This window comes from Burkholderia sp. NRF60-BP8 (genome assembly GCF_001522585.2).
In the GTDB taxonomy this organism is placed as follows: Bacteria; Pseudomonadota; Gammaproteobacteria; order Burkholderiales; family Burkholderiaceae; genus Burkholderia.
On record NZ_CP013374.1, the window covers coordinates 182,660 to 198,756 of the forward strand.

Consider the following 16,097-nt stretch of genomic DNA (forward strand, 5'->3'; position numbering starts at 1 on the left):
TCGGTTCAGTGCAGCGTCGCGAGATACGCGGCGAGATCGTCGGCGTCGCGCGGCGCGAGCGCGATCGACGGCATCAGCGATTGCGGCTTGAGCTGCTGCGCATGCGCGATCCAGCGGCGCAGGTCGTCGGGCGTGTTGTCGAGCGTGCCGGCCGCGAGCAGCCGGCGCGTGCCGACGTGCGTGAGATCGGGGCCCGCGTCGCCCGTTGCGTCGGTGCCGCGCACCGCGTGGCAGCCCGCGCAGCGCGCGGCGAACACGCGTTGGCCGCGGCGCTCGGCGCCGGCCGCGGGCGCCTGCGCCGGTTGGCGTTGCGCGGCGAGCCACGCACGAAACGCGGCCGGCGGCTCGGCCACGACTTCGAACGCCATGTGCGCATGCTGCGCGCCGCAGTATTGCGAGCACTGCCCGCGATAGACGCCCGGCCGGTCGGCCTGCAGCCACTGGCGATTGGTCTGGCCGGGAATCGTCTGGGTCTTGCCGGCGAGTTGCGGCACCCAGAACGCATGGATCACGTCGGCGCTCTTCAGTTCGATCGCGACCGGCTCGCCCACCGGAATATGGATTTCGTTCGCGGTGACGAAGGCCGGGCCGTCGGCATCGTCGGGATAACGAACGGCCCACCACCAGTCGTGCGCGGTTACCGCGATCGTCAGCGCGGGCGGGCGCGGCGGCGTCGCGATCGCGCCGAGCACGCGCAGCATGTAGACGAGCGCGCCGAACAGCAGCAGGATCGAGATCGCCGAGCCCACGGTCACGATCGTCAGCCCGCTGCCGTGGCCGCCGCCCGCCCGCGCGCGACGGCGAAACAGCGCGATCAGCAGCAGCACGGCGATCGCGACGCAGACGAACAGGCACAGCGCGAGCAGCGCCCAGCCGAGCACGAAGACCGGCTGCGCGGCGGGGCCGGCCGCGTGCACGACGTAGGCGAGCGGCAGCGGCGCGGTCGGATTATTGCCGGGCGCCGCAGGCTCGGCGGCCGCGCGCGCGACGAGCGGCGCGACCGCCCACGCGAACGGTGCGATGCATGCGATACGACGCGTTTTTCTGGACAACGGAACGAGCAACGCGACTCCTTGCCGATGGTGGCGGCATGACCAAAGCCGTTCGCGGCGGAGCAAGTTCCGTGCGTACGCGGCTCGCACGCAGGCGGCTGCGGCAACGCGCAATGGCGCACGCAACGCGCCGGTGCGTTACAGCCGGTTTGTAAATCGGGCGGCCGTTCACGGCGCGCGCCGGCGCGGTACGGTCCGCATGGGTCCGCATCGCCGGCGGCATGTCGTTTGCTGCGCCGATCGCGTTCCGGCACGCTGCGGCGCAAAAGCTGCGTCGGCATGCCGGCCCCTCATCGGAAAACGGGAGGAACCGACCGTGAAGACCGTCGCGATCACCGGCGCGAGCGCCGGCGTCGGCCGCGCGACCGCCCACGCGTTCGCGCGGTGCGGCGCGAACGTCGCGCTGCTTGCTCGCGACCCGGATGCACTGCACGACACCGCGTGCGAGGTGCGGGCGTACGGCGTCCGGGCGCTGCCGATCGCCGTCGACGTCAGCGATGCGGCCGCGCTCGACGCGGCCGCCGAGCGGATCGAACGCGAGCTCGGGCCGCTCGACGTGTGGGTCAACAACGCGATGGTCACCGTGTTCGCTCCGTTCGACGCAATTTCGCCGGAAGACTATGCGCGCGTGACGGCCGTGACCTACCTCGGCTGCGTATACGGCACGCGGGCCGCGCTTGCGCGGATGGGGCCGCGCAACCGCGGCACGATCGTACAGGTCGGCTCCGCGCTCGCGTACCGGTCGATTCCGCTGCAAGCGCCGTACTGCGGCGCGAAACACGCGATCCGCGGCTTTACCGACGCGCTGCGCTGCGAGCTGCTGCATGCGCACAGCCGTGTGCGCGTGACGATGGTGCAATTACCTGCGATCGACACGCCGCAGTTCGACTGGGCCGAATCCGCGCTGCCGCACGCACCGCGTCCGGTCGCGCCGGTCTATGCGCCGGAGGTGGCGGCCGATGCGATCGTGCATGCCGCGCGGCATCCGTGCCGCGAACGCTGGGTCGGCTGGTCGTCGCTCGCGGCGATCGTTGCGAACGGTATCGCGCCCGGCTTGTTCGACCGCTATCTCGCACGCACGGCGGTGCGCGGCCAGCAGCGCGCCGCGCCTGCCGGCCAGCGCCCGTCGAACCTGTGGACGAGCGTGCCCGGCGGCCATGCGACGCGCGGCGCGTTCACCGACGAAGCGTGCCGCACCGGCGTCGAGGCCGGGCTCGGCGCGTCGCGTGCGCTCGCGTTCGGCGTCGCGGTCGCCGTGCTCGCGACCGCGGTTGCCGTCGCGCGCAAGCGGAACCGGTGAGCGCGATGCGGATCGAGGATTACGCGCTCGTCGGCGACGGCCGCAGCGCGGCGCTCGTCGCCCGCGACGGCAGCATCGACTGGCTGTGCTGGCCGGACTTCGATTCGCCGCCGTGCTTCGCCGCGCTCGTCGGCACGCCGGACAACGGCCGGTTCCGGATCGCGCCGAGCGAGCCGGATGCGCGCGTGACGCGGCGCTATCTGCCGGGCACCGCGATACTCGAGACGACGTTCGACACGCCGTCCGGCTGCATCGCGATCACCGACTGGATGAGCTGGAACGCACGCGATCCGTGCCTGATCCGCAGCGTGTGCGGCGTGCGCGGGACGGTCGACGTCGACGTCGATCTCGGCGTGCGCTTCGACTACGGCGGCGCGCTGCCGTGGTGCCGGCGTTTCGGCCGGCGCTGGCGGATGATGACGGGCGGCGACGCGATGTGGCTCGACACGGATGCGCGGCTCGACGTGCAGAGCGACCGGCTCGTCGGCACGCGCCGGATCTCGGCGGGCGAGCGGACGGATTTCTGCATCAGTTACGCGCGTTCGTTCGACCCGGCGCCGGCCGTGCCCGACGCGTATGCGTCGCTGCGCGACACGCAGGCATTCTGGCGCGTCTGGTCGAATTGCAACGCGGCCGACGGCCCGTATCGCGACGCGGTCGAACGTGCGCTGATCACGATCAAGCTGCTGTCGAGCCTGCGCACCGGCGGCATCGTCGCGGCGCCGACCAGTTCGTTGCCCGAGCGCTTCGGCGGCGCGCGCAACTGGGACTACCGGTTCTGCTGGCTGCGCGACGCGAGCTTCACGCTGCGCGCGCTGGTGCGCTGCGGCTATCGCGACGAAGCCGCGCGCTGGCGCGATTGGCTCGTGCGGGCGATCGCCGATCATCCGTCGCAGCTGCAGGTGCTGTATGCGGCCGACGGCGGGCGGCGCGCGTCCGAATGGGAGGCCGCGCATCTGGCCGGCTACGAAGGCGCGCGGCCGGTGCGTTTCGGCAACGCGGCGGCCGACCAGTTGCAGCTCGACGTGTACGGCGAGGTGCTCGGCGCGCTGTATCAGGCGCGCCGGCACGGGCTGCCGCCCGACGACGACGCGTGGACGCTCGAGCGGCGCCTGCTCGAACATCTCGCGACGATCTGGCGCGAGCCGGACGAAGGCATCTGGGAGGTGCGCAGCGGGCGGCACCCGTTCACGTCGTCGAAGGTGATGGTGTGGGCCGCGGTCGAAAGCGCATACCGCTCCGCGCGCGCGTTCGGCCACCACGCGCCGCTCGACGTGTGGCGGCGCTGGGCCGACGCGGTGCGCGCGGAGGTGCTCGAGCGCGGCTACCACGCGCAGCTCGGCCGCTTCGTCGACCGTTTCGACGGCGACGGCATCGACGTCAGCCTGCTGCTGATTCCGCTCACCGGGATGCTCGACGCGACCGACCCGCGCGTGGTCGCGACGGTCGCCGCGATCGAGCGGGAGCTGGTCGACGACGGCTTGCCGTTCCGCTATCGCCCGCCGCGTTTCGCGGACGGCTGCGAGGGCGACGAAGGCGCGTTTCTCGCGGCCGGTTTCTGGCTCGTGCAGGTGTACCGGCTGCAGCGGCGCGACGACGACGCGCGCGCGCTCTTCGAGCGGCTGCTCGGCTTGCGCAACGACGTCGGGCTGCTGTCCGAGGAGTACGACGTGAACGCGCGGCGCCTATGCGGGAATTTTCCGTTCACGCTCGCGCAGGTCGGGCTCGTGAATGCGGCGCTCGCGCTGCACGGCGACGGGCGGGACGACGTCGACATCGACTAGCCGCGTCGTCCCGCGCGTGCCCGCCTTACGATTCGCCTTTCCCTCCGTTGCCGGCCTTGCCGCCGTGTTCGCCGTTGCCGGGCAGCACGGCCGACAGCACCTGCCGCGCGGTCTCGACGATCACGTTGGCTTCGCGCGCGTCGCCTTTCACCAGCATTTCGGCGAAATGCTTCGCCTGCTGCAGCGTCACGTGCGGCGGCAGCGGCGGCACCTCGGGGTCGCTCTTCACTTCGAGCACGACCGGCCGGTCGGACGCGAGCGCCTCGTCCCACGCGGCGCCGAGCTGCTCGGGATCGTCGACGTAGATGCCCTTGAGGCCGAGCAGCGTCGCGAAGCGGTAGTACGGCACGTTCGGGATCTGCTGCGACGCGTCGAACTTCGGGTCGCCCTCCATCACGCGCTGCTCCCACGTGACCTGGTTCAGGTCCTCGTTGTTCAGCACCATGCAGATCCAGCGCGGGTCGGGCCACTGGCGCCAGTATTTGGCGACCGTGATCAGCTCGGCCATGTTGTTCATCTGCATCGCGCCGTCGCCGACCATCGCGATCACCGGGCGCACCGGATGCGCGAATTTCGCGGCGATCGCATAGGGCACCGCGGCGCCCATCGACGCGAGCCCGCCGGACAGCGAGCCCATCATCCCGCGCCGCATCGTCAGGTCGCGTGCATACCAGTTTGCGCAGGAGCCCGAATCGCTCGTCAGGATCACGTCGTCGGGCAGGCGCGGCGACAGCTCGGTAAACGCGCGCTGCGGATTGACGCCACGCCCCGCGCTGGCTTTCGCGGCCGCGCGGGCCGCGAGCGTCTCGTGCCAGTCGTGGTTCCATTTCGCGATCCGGTCGCGCCATGCGGTATCGCGCCGCTCGTTCAACAGCGGCAGCAGCGCGCGCAGCGTCTCGGCGCTGTCGCCGACCAGATTGACTTCCATCGGGTAGCGCAGGCTCAGCATGTCGGCCTTCAGGTCGATCTGCACGCCGCGCGCCTGGCCCTCCTTCGGCAGGAATTCCGAATACGGAAAACCGGAGCCGACGATCAGCAGCGTGTCGCATTCGGTCATCAGCTCGTAGCTCGGCTTGGTGCCGAGCAGCCCGATCGAGCCGGTCACCCACGGCAGGTCGTCCGGCAGCGCGGCCTTGCCGAGCAGCGCTTTCGCGGCGCCCGCGCCAAGCCGGTCGGCCACCGCGATGACCTCGTCGGTCGCGTGCAGCGCGCCGGCGCCGACCAGCAGCGCGACTTTCGACCCCGCGTTGAGCACGTCGGCCGCACGCCGCAGGTCGTCCGCATACGGCACGACTTTCGGCGCCGTATAGCCGACCCCCGAATGCACGGTGCCGTGCGCGCGTTTCGGCGGCGCATAGTCGAGCTCCTGCAGGTCGTTCGGCAGCACGAGCGCGGTGACCGTGCGCGCGCCGAGCGCGGTGCGCACCGCGCGATCGACCAGATGGCGCACCTGGCCGGGCACCGTCGCAAGCTGAACGAATGCGCCCGCAACGTCCTTGTAAAGCGCCGGCAGATCCACTTCCTGCTGATAGTGGCCGCCGAGCGACGCGCGCGCCTGCTGGCCGACGATCGCGAGCACCGGCATGTGGTCGAGCCGCGCGTCGTACAGGCCGGTCACGAGGTGGGCGGCGCCGGGCCCCGACGTCGCGACGCATACGCCGAGCTCGCCTGTAAATTTTGCATGCGCGGACGCCATGAAGGCCGCCATCTCCTCGTGGCGCGCCTGGATGAATTCGATCTTGCCGTCGGCGCGGTTCAGCGCGCCGAAAAAGCCGTTGATGCCGTCGCCCGGGTAGCCGTAGATGCGGCGCACGCCCCACTCGTAGAGCCGCTCGACGATGAAATCCGCCACTGTCGCCATGCCGTTTCTCCTTGGTTCGGGATGAGTCGATGCGAGGCAGCCGCGCAAGGCACGTGCCGCGTCGCGTGCGTCGGGCACAGCGGTTGCACGGGTTCTCCGCAAGCAAAAAGCAAGCAGACCGGAGCGCAAAGATGGCCCTTTCCACCGCGCCGGCGATCGACGCCGTGCGCGCTCGCGCGTACCGCGTGCCGACCGACCGGCCCGAAGCCGACGGCACCTATGCATGGACCGCGACGACGGTCGTCGTCGTCGAGATCGACGCGGGGCCCGTGACGGGGCTCGGCTATACGTACACCGATGCGAGCGCCGTGCCGCTCGTCACGTCGCTGCTGGCCGGCGTGCTGCGCAACCGGCCGGCGGTGGACATCCCGGCCGCCGTCGACGCGCTGTGGCGCGCGGTGCGCAACGTCGGCCGCAGCGGGATCGCGGCGACCGCGATATCGGCGCTCGACGCCGCGCTGTGGGACGCGAAGGCGAAGCTCGCCGACGTGCCGCTCGCGCTGCTGCTGGGCCGCCTGCGCGAACGCGTGCCGGTGTACGGCAGCGGCGGGTTCACGACTTACGATGCGCCGACGCTCGCCGCGCAGCTCGACGGATGGCGCGCCGAGCGCGTGCACGCATGCAAGATCAAGATCGGCGTGCAGGATGCGCGCGATCCGGCGCGCGTGCATGCGGCGCGCGATGCGCTCGGGCCTGACGTCGACCTGTTCGTCGATGCGAACGGCGCGTACGCGCCGCGCACGGCGCTCGCGTTCGCGCAGGCGGCCGCCGATTGCGACGTTCGGTGGTTCGAGGAGCCCGTCAGCAGCGACGACGTCGCCGGGCTGCGATTCGTGCGCGAGCACGTCGGCGCGCGCATCGACGTCGCGGCCGGCGAGTACGCGTATACGCCCGACGATTTTCGGCGCTTGCTGGAAGGGCGGGCGGTCGACGTGCTGCAGGCCGACGCGACGCGCTGCGGCGGCGTCAGCGGTTTTCTCGCGGCCGCCGCGCTCGCCGATGCGCACCACGTCGACCTGTCCGCGCATTGCGCGCCCGCGCTGCACCGGCACATCGGTTGCGCGGCGCCGCGCCTGCGCCACGTCGAATGGTTTCACGATCATGTCCGCCTCGAGCGGATGCTGTTCGACGGCGCGCCGACGCTCGTCGACGGCGCACTGGAAATCGACGCGACGCGCGCCGGGCTCGGCCTCGAATTGCGCACCGCCGACCTGCTGGATTTCGCGCTTTAACCCCGACGAGGAGGAACGATGCGACACCGCCGACATCGCGCCGCCGAGCGCGACAGATTGCTGGCCGACGCCGCGCGGCTGCTGAATCGCAGCGCGTTGCTGCTGGCCGGCTCGGTGCTCGCCGACAGCGGCGTCGAACACTATCGCGGCACCTTTCACAATCGCGCGATGCTCGCGCCGCTCGCGATGTCGACGCTGTCGGTGATCGCGAGCGTGCACGGCCACGCGGACGATACGCCCATGCGTCACCGGCTGCGCGACGCGGTGCACGTCGCATCGGCCGCGGTCGGCGTCGCCGGTTCCGCGTTCCACCTGTACAACGTGACGAAGCGGCCGGGCGGTTTCAGTTGGCACAACCTGTTCTATGGCGCACCGCTCGGCGCGCCGTTCGCGCTGCTGCTGTCGGGCGCGCTGGGCGCGGCGGGCGAGCGGTTGCGCGAGAGCCCTGCCGATGCGCCGCGGCTCGCGGGGCTGCCGGCCGGGCGCGCGCTTGCCGGGCTGGTCGCGGCGGGGCTCGTCGGCACGCTCGGCGAAGTCGGGTTGCTGCATTTTCGCGGCGCGTTCCAGCATCGCGCGATGTTCGCGCCGCTCGTCGTGCCGCCGCTCGCCGCGCTGGCGACTGCCCGGCTCGCGCTGTCGCGCCCGCGCGCCGACCGGTGGCTCTGCCGCGGGTGGCTGCGCGCGACGGCCGTGCTCGGGTTCGTCGGCGTCGCGTTTCATGCGCGCGGCGTCGCGCGGCAGATGGGCGGCTGGCGCAACTGGTCGCAGAACCTGCTGTCGGGGCCGCCGCTGCCGGCGCCGCCGAGCTTCACCGCGCTCGCGATCGCGGGGCTGGCCGCGACCGCGCTCGCCGAACAGGAGGCGCCATGAACGATGCGAACCGCAAGCCGGTCGCGCTGCCGCGCTATCCGGGCTATGACGTGCTCGCCAAGCGCGACACGCCGTCGTGGAACGATGCGACGCGACGCGCGATCGATGCGCGCCTGCGCGTCGCGGCGAATGCGCCGCGTCATCTGGATGCCGAACGATTCGCGACGCTCGGTGCGTTGTGCGCGCGCATCGTGCCGCAGCAGCCGGGCGGGGCCGGCGCGATTCCGACCGCCGCGTTGGTCGATGCGCGGCTCGCGGCCGACGACGGCGACGGCTATCGCGATGCGCGTCTTCCGCCGCTGCGCGCCGCGTGGCAGACGGGTCTCGCCGCGCTCGACGCAATGGCGCGGCACGCGCACGGCTGCCCGTTCGCGGCGCTCGCCGCGCGCGACGCCGACGCGTTGCTGCACGCGGTGCAGAAAGGCGACGTCGATCGACAGGTGGAACCGGCTTGGGCCGGCATGGACCCGCGCACGTTCTTCGCGAAGCGCGTGCTGATGGATATCTGCGGCGCGTATTACGGCCATCCGTTCGCGTGGAACGAGATCGGCTTCGGCGGCCCCGCGAGCCCGCGCGGCTACGTGCGGATGGACTTCAACCGGCGCGACCCGTGGGAAGCGGAAATGCGCGTGGAGGAGGGCGATCGCGATGGCCGCCGATGAACCGCTGTCCATCCCGTCGCCGCGCGGCCGCGACGGCCGTGCGCCCGATCCGTTGCGGGTCGGCGGCTGGTCGCCGATGCGGATGTTCCGCGACGACGACGCGGTCGACTTCGTGATCGTCGGCACCGGCGCCGGCGGCGGCACGCTCGCGTGCAAGCTCGCCGAATACGGCTTCTCGGTCGTCGCGCTCGACGCGGGCGCATGGTGGCGGCCGCTCGAGGAATTCGCGTCCGACGAGACGCATCAGCACAAGCTGTTCTGGACCGACGAGCGGATCTGCGACGGCGCCGATCCGCTCACGCTCGGTACCAACAACAGCGGTCGCGCGGTCGGCGGCAGCACCGTGCATTTCGCGATGGTGTCGCTGCGGTTCCGGCCCGAGTGGTTTCGTTCGCGCACCGCACTCGGCTACGGCGTCGACTGGCCGCTCGACTGGCGCGAGATGTGGCGCTACTACCGCGAGGTCGAACAGGCGTTGAAGATCAGCGGGCCGGTGAACTACCCGTGGGGGCCGCCGCGCCCGCGCTATCCGTATCGTCCGCACGAACTGAACGCGGCCGCGCTCGTGCTGGCGCGCGGCGCCGAGGCACTGGGCATCGACTGGACGCCGACGCCGCTCGCGACGCTGTCCGCGCCGCGCGGCCGCGCGCATCCGTGCGTGTATCGCGGCTTCTGCATCGCCGGCTGCGCGACCAACGCGAAACAGAGTGCGCTCGTCACGTGGATTCCGCGGGCGGTCGCGGCCGGCGCCGAAGTGCGCGATCTCGCGATGGCGCTGCGGATCGAGGCCGACGGCGATCGCGTGACCGGCGTGCACTACGCGCGCGACGGCCGCACGCGGTTCCAGCGCGCGCGCAACGTCGTCGTCGCCGGTTATGCGATCGAGACGCCGCGCCTGCTGCTGCTGTCCGCGAACGGACGGCATCCGCAGGGGCTCGCCAACCGCTCGGGGCTCGTCGGCCGCTACCTGATGGCGCAGCTCAACCAGGCGTCGTGGGGGACGATGGACGACGAAGTGCGCTGGTACAAGGGGCCGCCGTCGCTGTCGATCACCGAGCACTGGAACTACGCGGACGAAGGCAAGGATTTCTTCGGCGGCTATTGCTGGATGAGCCAGGGCCCGCTGCCGATCGAATGGGCGCGCAAGGTCGCCGCGCGCGGGCTGTGGGGCGACGCGCTGAAGCGCGAGATGGCGCGCTACAACTTCCAGGCCGGCTTGAAGATCGTCGGCGAGACGCTGCCGCGCGCGGACAACCGCGTGACGCTCGCCGACGAACGCGACGCGTTCGGGCTGCCGGTCGCGCGCGTGACCTATTCGTACGACGACAACGATCGCCGGATGATCCGCCATGCGCTCGCGCAGATGGAGCGTTCGCTGGAGGCGGCCGGCGCGCGCGACATCTGGCACGAGGAGGACGACACGTGCCATCTCGCCGGCACCGTGCGGATGGGCGACGACCCGGCGACGAGCGTCGTCGATGCCGATTGCCGCAGCTGGGACATTCCGAATCTGTGGGTGTGCGACGGCTCGGTGTTTCCGACGGTGGGCGGCGTGAATCCGTCGCTGACGATCCAGGCGATCGCCTGCCGCACCGCCGACCGCATCCGGGCGCTGGTCGCACGCGGCGATGCGCATGCGCGCGGGCGATGGCGGTGAATCGCGCGGCGCGGCTCCGGCGGCGACCGATACGGCGTGTGCTTGCGCGCGAGGATGCCGCAAGCGAACCATTCACTTTCTTGTCGAGGAATCGTCTCATGCCAGCATTCAACCGTTCATTCCCGCGCCGTTGCGCCGCCTGCGCACTGCTCGCGGCGTGCGCGTCGACGCTGCCCGCGGCCGGGCAGTTGCGCCCCGCCAATCCCGTCAGCGTGCCCGACACGTCCACGCAGGCGTTCAAGCGCGCCGACCGAAAAATGATGGAAGCGATGGAGAGCGCACCGTACACGGGCGACGCCGACCGCGATTTCGTCGCGCACATGGCGCCGCATCACCAGGGCGCGATCGACATGGCGCAGGTCGAGCTCAAATACGGCAAGGACCCGACGCTGCGGCAACTCGCGAGCCGGATCGTCGCCGCGCAGCGCGACGAGATCGCGTTGATGGAGCGCTGGCAGAAGGAGCACGGCAAGACGCCGTGAGCCGCGATGCGATACGGCGATACGCAGCCGGCCGTACCGGTCGCGACGCCGTCGGACACGAGCCGCCGCGACGGCCGCGAATACGGGCAAAAGCGACAGGAGGCGCGAGACATGGACGGTGAGCACGAGGCGGCAGACCGCTCGGTCGACAGCGTGGCCGACTACATGGCCGTGATCGGTGCGCAGCGCCGGACGATGGCGCTGCGACTCTTTCGCGGCCAGTGCAACGCCGGCTGGCCGCTCGTGCCGGGCATCGCGCGGCAGCGCGCGTCGCCCGACGTCGAAGCGCGGATGCTCGACGAATTCACGCGGCGCGCGCTGCCGCATCTCGAACCCGGGCAGAGCCTCGATGCGTGCGACTGGCTGGCGCTCGCGCAGCAGCACGGGATGCGCACGCGCCTGCTCGACTGGTCCGGCAACGCACTGGCCGCGCTGTGGTTCGCGGTCCGGCGCGCGGGCGAATCGGGCGGAGACGGCGTGGTGTGGTGCCTGTCGCACGACGCCGACGACATCGCGACCGCCGCCGAACGGCGCGCCCCGCTGCAGGTCACGCGCACCAAGGTGTTCCGGCCGCGCCACGTGATGCCGAGGATCACCGCGCAGGACGGCTGGTTCACGATTCATAGTTACGACGCCGGCGCCGAGCGTTTCGTGCCGCTCGACGCGCACGCGGACCTCGCCGGCCGTCTCGTGCGCATCGTCGTGCCGGGCGCCCGGTTCGCGACGATCCGGCAGGAGCTTGCCGGCGTCGGCGTGAGCGTCGCGACGATCTTTCCGGATCTCGACGGCATCGCGCAGCTGACCGACACGCGCTATTTCCCGGACGACGAGGATACGCACGCGCCGCGGTGAAGACGCGGCCGCATGGGCGTGCGGGCCGGGCACGCGCGATGCTCGTCTCGACGGCGCGCGGCCGGGGCCGACCCGGCGGCCCACGCTTGCGTCCGCTTCGCGGCGGGCGCGACGCGCTTCATGCCTATTCAAACAAACCATCGAATCGGAGGAGGCTTTCATGCGCGAACCCAACGAACCACCGAGCGACCGTCGCGATACGGCGTGCGAGCCCGGCGCGAGTTCGAGGCCGGCCGGGCACGCCGTCACCCGCGCGTTCGAACGTTTTGCGTCGAGCGTGACCACGTGGGCCGGTTCGCCGGTGGCGTTCGGCAGCGCGGTCGCCATCACCGTGCTGTGGCTCGCGAGCGGGCCGGTGTTTCATTACTCCGATGCGTGGCAGCTCGTCATCAATACCGGCACCACGATCATCACGTTCCTGATGGTGTTCCTGCTGCAGCGCAACCAGAACCGCGACAGCGTGGCGTTGCACCTCAAGCTCGACGAGTTGCTCGCGGTCACGCGCGCGGCGAGCGACCGGCTGATCGGGATCGAGGATGCGTCGGAGGAGGAGTTGCGCGCGCTCGCGCAGACCTACGTCGACATGGCGCAGCGCGCGGCCGAGCGCGGCGAGGACGAGCCGGGCGGCAAGCGCGCGGAAACGGCCGGCACGCCCGAGCCCTGAGCTTCCGATTCTCCGATTTTCAGGTCGAGCGATGCGCGGCCCGATGATTTTTCAAACGCTTGTCGTTTCCGGCGGCGCATCGCGACGCGACGGCTTGCACGCGACGCTCGCACCGGGGAACGGCACGTGCTGCATGCCGAAACGAAGCCCGGCTGTCCCGGGTATTGCCTACGGTGCCTCCATGAACTCCAGAACCCCTTCGAATCCGTTGTTGAATCTTGCGGTGGCCGTTGCGTGCGGGGCGGCCGCGATGTACTTCCTCGATCCTTCGTCCGGCCGGCGGCGACGCGCTTATCTGCGCGACAAGGCGGTTGCGGGCCGGCATGGCGTGGTCGATTATGCGAATACGCAGGCGAAGCGGGCGGCCGACCATGCGCGCGGCGCGATCGCCGGCCTGCGGGCGGACTGGCTCGCGGGCGATGCGAGCGACGTGCAGGTCGCCGAGCGCGTGCGTGCCGCGCTCGGCCGGCTCGTCGGTCGCCCGCGCGACATCGACGTGAGCGTCGAGCGCGGCAACGTGTGCCTGACCGGGCAGGTCGAGGAGTCCGAACGGCAGGCATTGATCGACGGCGTCGCCGCACTGCATGGCGTGCATCACGTCGAGGACGCGATGGGCGCGCGCAGCGAATACAAGGCGCCGCCCGGCGGTCATGCGCACTGACGTGGCCGCGGCTGCCCGCACCGGCGGGCCGGCGAACGAATACGACACGCATTCGGCGCACGCACGGCTGCCGGCACGACGGCGGCCTGGCGCCCCAACCGGAGCAAGCCCATGACCGAACGCCAGCCCCCCGACACGACGCCTCCGCATCCGGAGCCCGGCGCGCATGACGCGCTCGAACACCTGCTCGGCAGCCTGCATCGGCACGGCTTCCTGCGCTTCGCGAACGAGGTGGTCAGCGCGAACGCGCGGCTGGCCGACACGTTCGTCGACGCGCTCGACAAGCCCGGCATGCAGAGCGGCATGCAGAATCTCGCGATGCTCGTGACGGCGCTGTCGCGCATTCCGCCGGAACAGTTCGGCCGCGCTGCGTTTGCGGCAGCCGACGCACTGCGTCACGTCGGCGCATGGCAGCCGGCGCAGCACGCGCACGTCGCGCCCGGCGTGCGCGGCATCTACCGGCTACTGCACGACGAGGCGCTGTGGGATGCGCTGACGCCGCTGCTGGAAGGGCTGAAGGTCTTCGCGCAAGGGCTCGCGCGCGATCCGCAGTCGCCGGTCGCCGGGCTCGGCAAGTCGACGAAAGACGCGTGACCGGCGCCGGTTACCAACCGCACGCGGCGTCCAGGTCCGCGAACTGGCGAATGATGCGCTGCGTCGGCGCGCTCGCCGGCCAGTGCGGCACCGCGTCGATTCGGACCCAGCGGCACAGCGCGATTTCCCGGCCCGGGCACGCGTGGGCGCCGCGCGGCAGGTTCGCGACGAATACGTGATGGCGTTTCACGCTTCCGTCCACGTAGAAGAAATACGCGAGTTCGAGATCGACGAGCCCCGTTTCCTCCCGAAGTTCGCGATGCGCGGCGTCGAGCGCCGATTCGCCCCGGCGAATCACGCCGCCCGGCAGCGTCCAGCGCGACGACGGTCCGCGCGCGACCAGCAGCACGCGCCGGTTGCGATGGCAGACGATCGTTGCACGTTCCTTCGCCAGCGGCGCGAGCGGCACCGCGCGCAGAGGGAAATCGGACGGGTCGGGGAGCGTCATGAAGGGCGGGCGACGGGTGATTGAAAGATCCATGGGCCGGTGTCGCAACATGCGTTCCTGCGTCGCCGCCGCGCCGGCCGTCGCATGAGCGTTGCGGGGAAGCCTGCCGGACCGCCTGTCCGCGATTTTTCAACGGCTTGTCATTTCTGCCGCCGCCTGTCGCGGCCGCCCGGGCGGCGCTTCCATGCGACGCGCGGCGGTCACGAATCGCCGTGTTCGCCCGATGGCGTGCGAGGCGGCGGCGTTCCGCCTTCCGGCTCGGCCGGCTTGCCTTCGGCCGGGTCGCGTGCGCTGCGCGGCGGCGGCGTGGCCGTGCCGCGGCGCTTGCCTTCGGGGCCGGGCGTGCTGTCGCCGCGATCTTCGTCGCGCGTGTCGGTATCGAGCGAGGTCGAGCGTGTCATGGTTCGCGAATCCTGTCGGGGCCGTCGAAGCGTACCCGTCGCGCATCGGGCGTGCCGGGTTCGGGCGAAGTACGTCGCCGGGTCCGCTGTTTGCTTGACCGCGCGCTTGAGGTCGGCGCGGGCAATGACGCTCGCGGCCGCCGCCTGGAGCCCCGTTTCATGCCCGATGCGATCCTGTGCCCGTTATCCGTTCGCGAGCGATTCGGCGTCGCGCTCCGGCGCGCGTCGACGCCCGGACGGCGCGGCGCCGGTGCGCCGGACGCGTTCGCGCCGGCGTTGCCCGATGCCGTGCCGTCGACGTCGCTGCCCGCCCGCTGGCCCACCGCCGTCATGCGTGCGGGCGACAGCCAGCCCGGCGGCGGGGGTTCGGGCGCCGCGCCGGACGGCAGCAGCGAGCGCCCGACCGACGCACCGGGCGGCGGTGGCGGCGACCACCGTCCGCACGACGATCGCGGCGGGCGCACCGGCGGCGACGGAGAAGGCGGCAACGGCGACGGCGAACGCAAGCGCCCCGGCAAAAAGCCGCTGATCATCCTCGGCGCGGTGGTGTTCGTGCTGCTCGTCGCCGGGTTCGTCTGGTGGTTCGCGACGCGCAACCAGGTCAGCACCGACGATGCGTATACCGACGGCAACGCGATCGCGGTCGCGCCGCACGTGTCCGGCTACGTGACGCGGCTGGCGGTCGACGACAACACGTTCGTGCGGCGCGGCGACGTGCTCGTCGAGATCGATCCGCGCGACTACCGCGCGCAGGTCGACGCGGCGCAGGCGCAGCTCGGTCTCGCGCAGGCGCAGCTCGACGCGGCGCGCGTGCAGCTCGATATCGCGCGCGTGCAGTATCCGGCCCAGTACCGGCAGGCGCGCGCGCAGATCGAATCCGCGGAAGCCGCGTACCGGCAGGCGCTCGCCGCGCAGACGCGGCAGCGCGCGGTCGATGCGCGCGCGACGTCGCAGCAGGCGATCGACGCCGCCGACGCGCAGCGCGCGACCGCCGACGCGAACGTCGCGATGGCCCAGGCGCAGGCGCGTACCGCGAGCCTCGTGCCGCAGCAGATCCGGCAGGCCGAGACGGCCGTCGAGGAGCGCCGCCAGCAGGTGCTGCAGGCGCGCGCGCAGCTCGAGACGGCCAACCTGAACCTGTCGTACTGCGAAATGCGCGCGCCGTCCGACGGCTGGGTTACGCGACGCAACGTGCAACTGGGCTCGTTCCTGCAACCGGGCACGTCGATCTTCTCGATCGTCACGCCGCGCGTGTGGATCACCGCCAATTTCAAGGAGTCGCAGCTCGAGCGGATGCGCATCGGCGACCGCGTCGACGTGTCGGTCGACGCGTATCCGGATCTCGATCTGCACGGCCACGTCGACAGCATCCAGCTCGGCAGCGGGTCGCGCTTCTCCGCGTTTCCAACCGAGAACGCGACCGGCAACTTCGTGAAGATCGTGCAGCGCGTGCCGGTGAAGATCGTGCTCGACGGTCCGCTGCCGACCCGTCCGCCGCTCGGTCTCGGCCTGTCGGTCGTGCCGACCGTCCATCTGAAATGACCGGCCGCCGTACCGCGGCCGGTTCCGACCGGAGC

Annotated in this window: 16 protein-coding genes; 12 read left to right on the forward strand and 4 right to left on the reverse strand. The window is 71.5% G+C overall.

Going from position 1 to position 16,097, the window contains the following annotated elements; all coding sequences use genetic code 11:
* Nucleotides 1–5: 5 nt before the first annotated feature.
* Entirely contained in the window at nt 6–1,064 is a 1,059-nt protein-coding gene (coxB, locus tag WS54_RS30470; RefSeq protein WP_059779939.1) for a cytochrome c oxidase subunit II, read from the reverse strand.
* 304 nt (nt 1,065–1,368) lie between these two features.
* Here coxB and WS54_RS30475 point away from each other — a divergent pair, with 304 nt between their 5' ends.
* Both WS54_RS30475 and WS54_RS30480 read left to right on the forward strand, forming a co-directional pair.
* Nucleotides 1,369–2,352 (forward strand): SDR family oxidoreductase, encoded by a 984-nt coding sequence (locus tag WS54_RS30475; RefSeq protein WP_059779938.1) that lies wholly within the window; start codon nt 1,369–1,371, stop codon nt 2,350–2,352.
* Between the two features lie 5 nt (nt 2,353–2,357).
* A complete protein-coding gene (locus tag WS54_RS30480; RefSeq protein ID WP_059780003.1) occupies nt 2,358–4,136 on the forward strand; it encodes a glycoside hydrolase family 15 protein in 1,779 nt (592 codons plus the stop codon).
* Between the two features lie 25 nt (nt 4,137–4,161).
* Here WS54_RS30480 and WS54_RS30485 read toward each other — a convergent pair whose 3' ends face one another.
* On the reverse strand, nt 4,162–5,997 hold the full coding sequence (locus WS54_RS30485; RefSeq protein WP_059779937.1) for a thiamine pyrophosphate-requiring protein: 1,836 nt from the start codon (nt 5,995–5,997) through the stop codon (nt 4,162–4,164).
* Between the two features lie 131 nt (nt 5,998–6,128).
* On the opposite strand from WS54_RS30485, the gene WS54_RS30490 reads away from it, so the two are divergent.
* The 9 genes from WS54_RS30490 (at nt 6,129) to WS54_RS30530 (ending at nt 13,671) form a co-directional block, all read left to right on the forward strand.
* On the forward strand, nt 6,129–7,229 hold the full coding sequence (locus WS54_RS30490; RefSeq protein ID WP_059779936.1) for an enolase C-terminal domain-like protein: 1,101 nt from the start codon (nt 6,129–6,131) through the stop codon (nt 7,227–7,229).
* 18 nt (nt 7,230–7,247) lie between these two features.
* Nucleotides 7,248–8,099, forward strand: a complete 852-nt coding sequence (locus tag WS54_RS30495) for a hypothetical protein (protein WP_059779935.1) — start codon at nt 7,248–7,250, stop codon at nt 8,097–8,099.
* Entirely contained in the window at nt 8,096–8,761 is a 666-nt protein-coding gene (locus WS54_RS30500; RefSeq protein WP_059779934.1) for a gluconate 2-dehydrogenase subunit 3 family protein, read from the forward strand. The genes WS54_RS30495 and WS54_RS30500 overlap by 4 nt, the downstream gene beginning before the upstream one ends.
* Nucleotides 8,748–10,418: a GMC family oxidoreductase gene (locus WS54_RS30505; RefSeq protein ID WP_059779933.1), complete on the forward strand. Its 1,671-nt coding sequence runs from the start codon at nt 8,748–8,750 to the stop codon at nt 10,416–10,418. The genes WS54_RS30500 and WS54_RS30505 overlap by 14 nt, the downstream gene beginning before the upstream one ends.
* A 98-nt stretch (nt 10,419–10,516) precedes the next feature.
* On the forward strand, nt 10,517–10,900 hold the full coding sequence (gene copM, locus WS54_RS30510; RefSeq protein ID WP_059779932.1) for a CopM family metallochaperone: 384 nt from the start codon (nt 10,517–10,519) through the stop codon (nt 10,898–10,900).
* 111 nt (nt 10,901–11,011) lie between these two features.
* On the forward strand, nt 11,012–11,752 hold the full coding sequence (locus WS54_RS30515; protein ID WP_059780002.1) for an FRG domain-containing protein: 741 nt from the start codon (nt 11,012–11,014) through the stop codon (nt 11,750–11,752).
* Between the two features lie 160 nt (nt 11,753–11,912).
* Complete coding sequence (locus WS54_RS30520) at nt 11,913–12,416, forward strand: low affinity iron permease family protein (RefSeq protein WP_059779931.1); 504 nt, start codon at nt 11,913–11,915, stop codon at nt 12,414–12,416.
* A 181-nt stretch (nt 12,417–12,597) separates the two neighbouring features.
* Nucleotides 12,598–13,077 (forward strand): BON domain-containing protein, encoded by a 480-nt coding sequence (locus tag WS54_RS30525; RefSeq protein WP_059779930.1) that lies wholly within the window; start codon nt 12,598–12,600, stop codon nt 13,075–13,077.
* A gap of 111 nt (nt 13,078–13,188) precedes the next feature.
* Nucleotides 13,189–13,671, forward strand: a complete 483-nt coding sequence (locus WS54_RS30530; protein ID WP_059779929.1) for a hypothetical protein — start codon at nt 13,189–13,191, stop codon at nt 13,669–13,671.
* Nucleotides 13,672–13,681: 10 nt separating this feature from the next.
* Here the strand turns inward: WS54_RS30530 and WS54_RS30535 are convergent, their stop codons facing one another.
* Complete coding sequence (locus WS54_RS30535) at nt 13,682–14,119, reverse strand: NUDIX hydrolase (protein ID WP_059779928.1); 438 nt, start codon at nt 14,117–14,119, stop codon at nt 13,682–13,684.
* 200 nt (nt 14,120–14,319) lie between these two features.
* Nucleotides 14,320–14,520: a hypothetical protein gene (locus tag WS54_RS30540; RefSeq protein ID WP_059779927.1), complete on the reverse strand. Its 201-nt coding sequence runs from the start codon at nt 14,518–14,520 to the stop codon at nt 14,320–14,322.
* A 159-nt stretch (nt 14,521–14,679) separates the two neighbouring features.
* Here WS54_RS30540 and WS54_RS30545 point away from each other — a divergent pair, with 159 nt between their 5' ends.
* On the forward strand, nt 14,680–16,062 hold the full coding sequence (locus WS54_RS30545) for an HlyD family secretion protein (RefSeq protein WP_059779926.1): 1,383 nt from the start codon (nt 14,680–14,682) through the stop codon (nt 16,060–16,062).
* Nucleotides 16,063–16,097 lie beyond the last annotated feature (35 nt).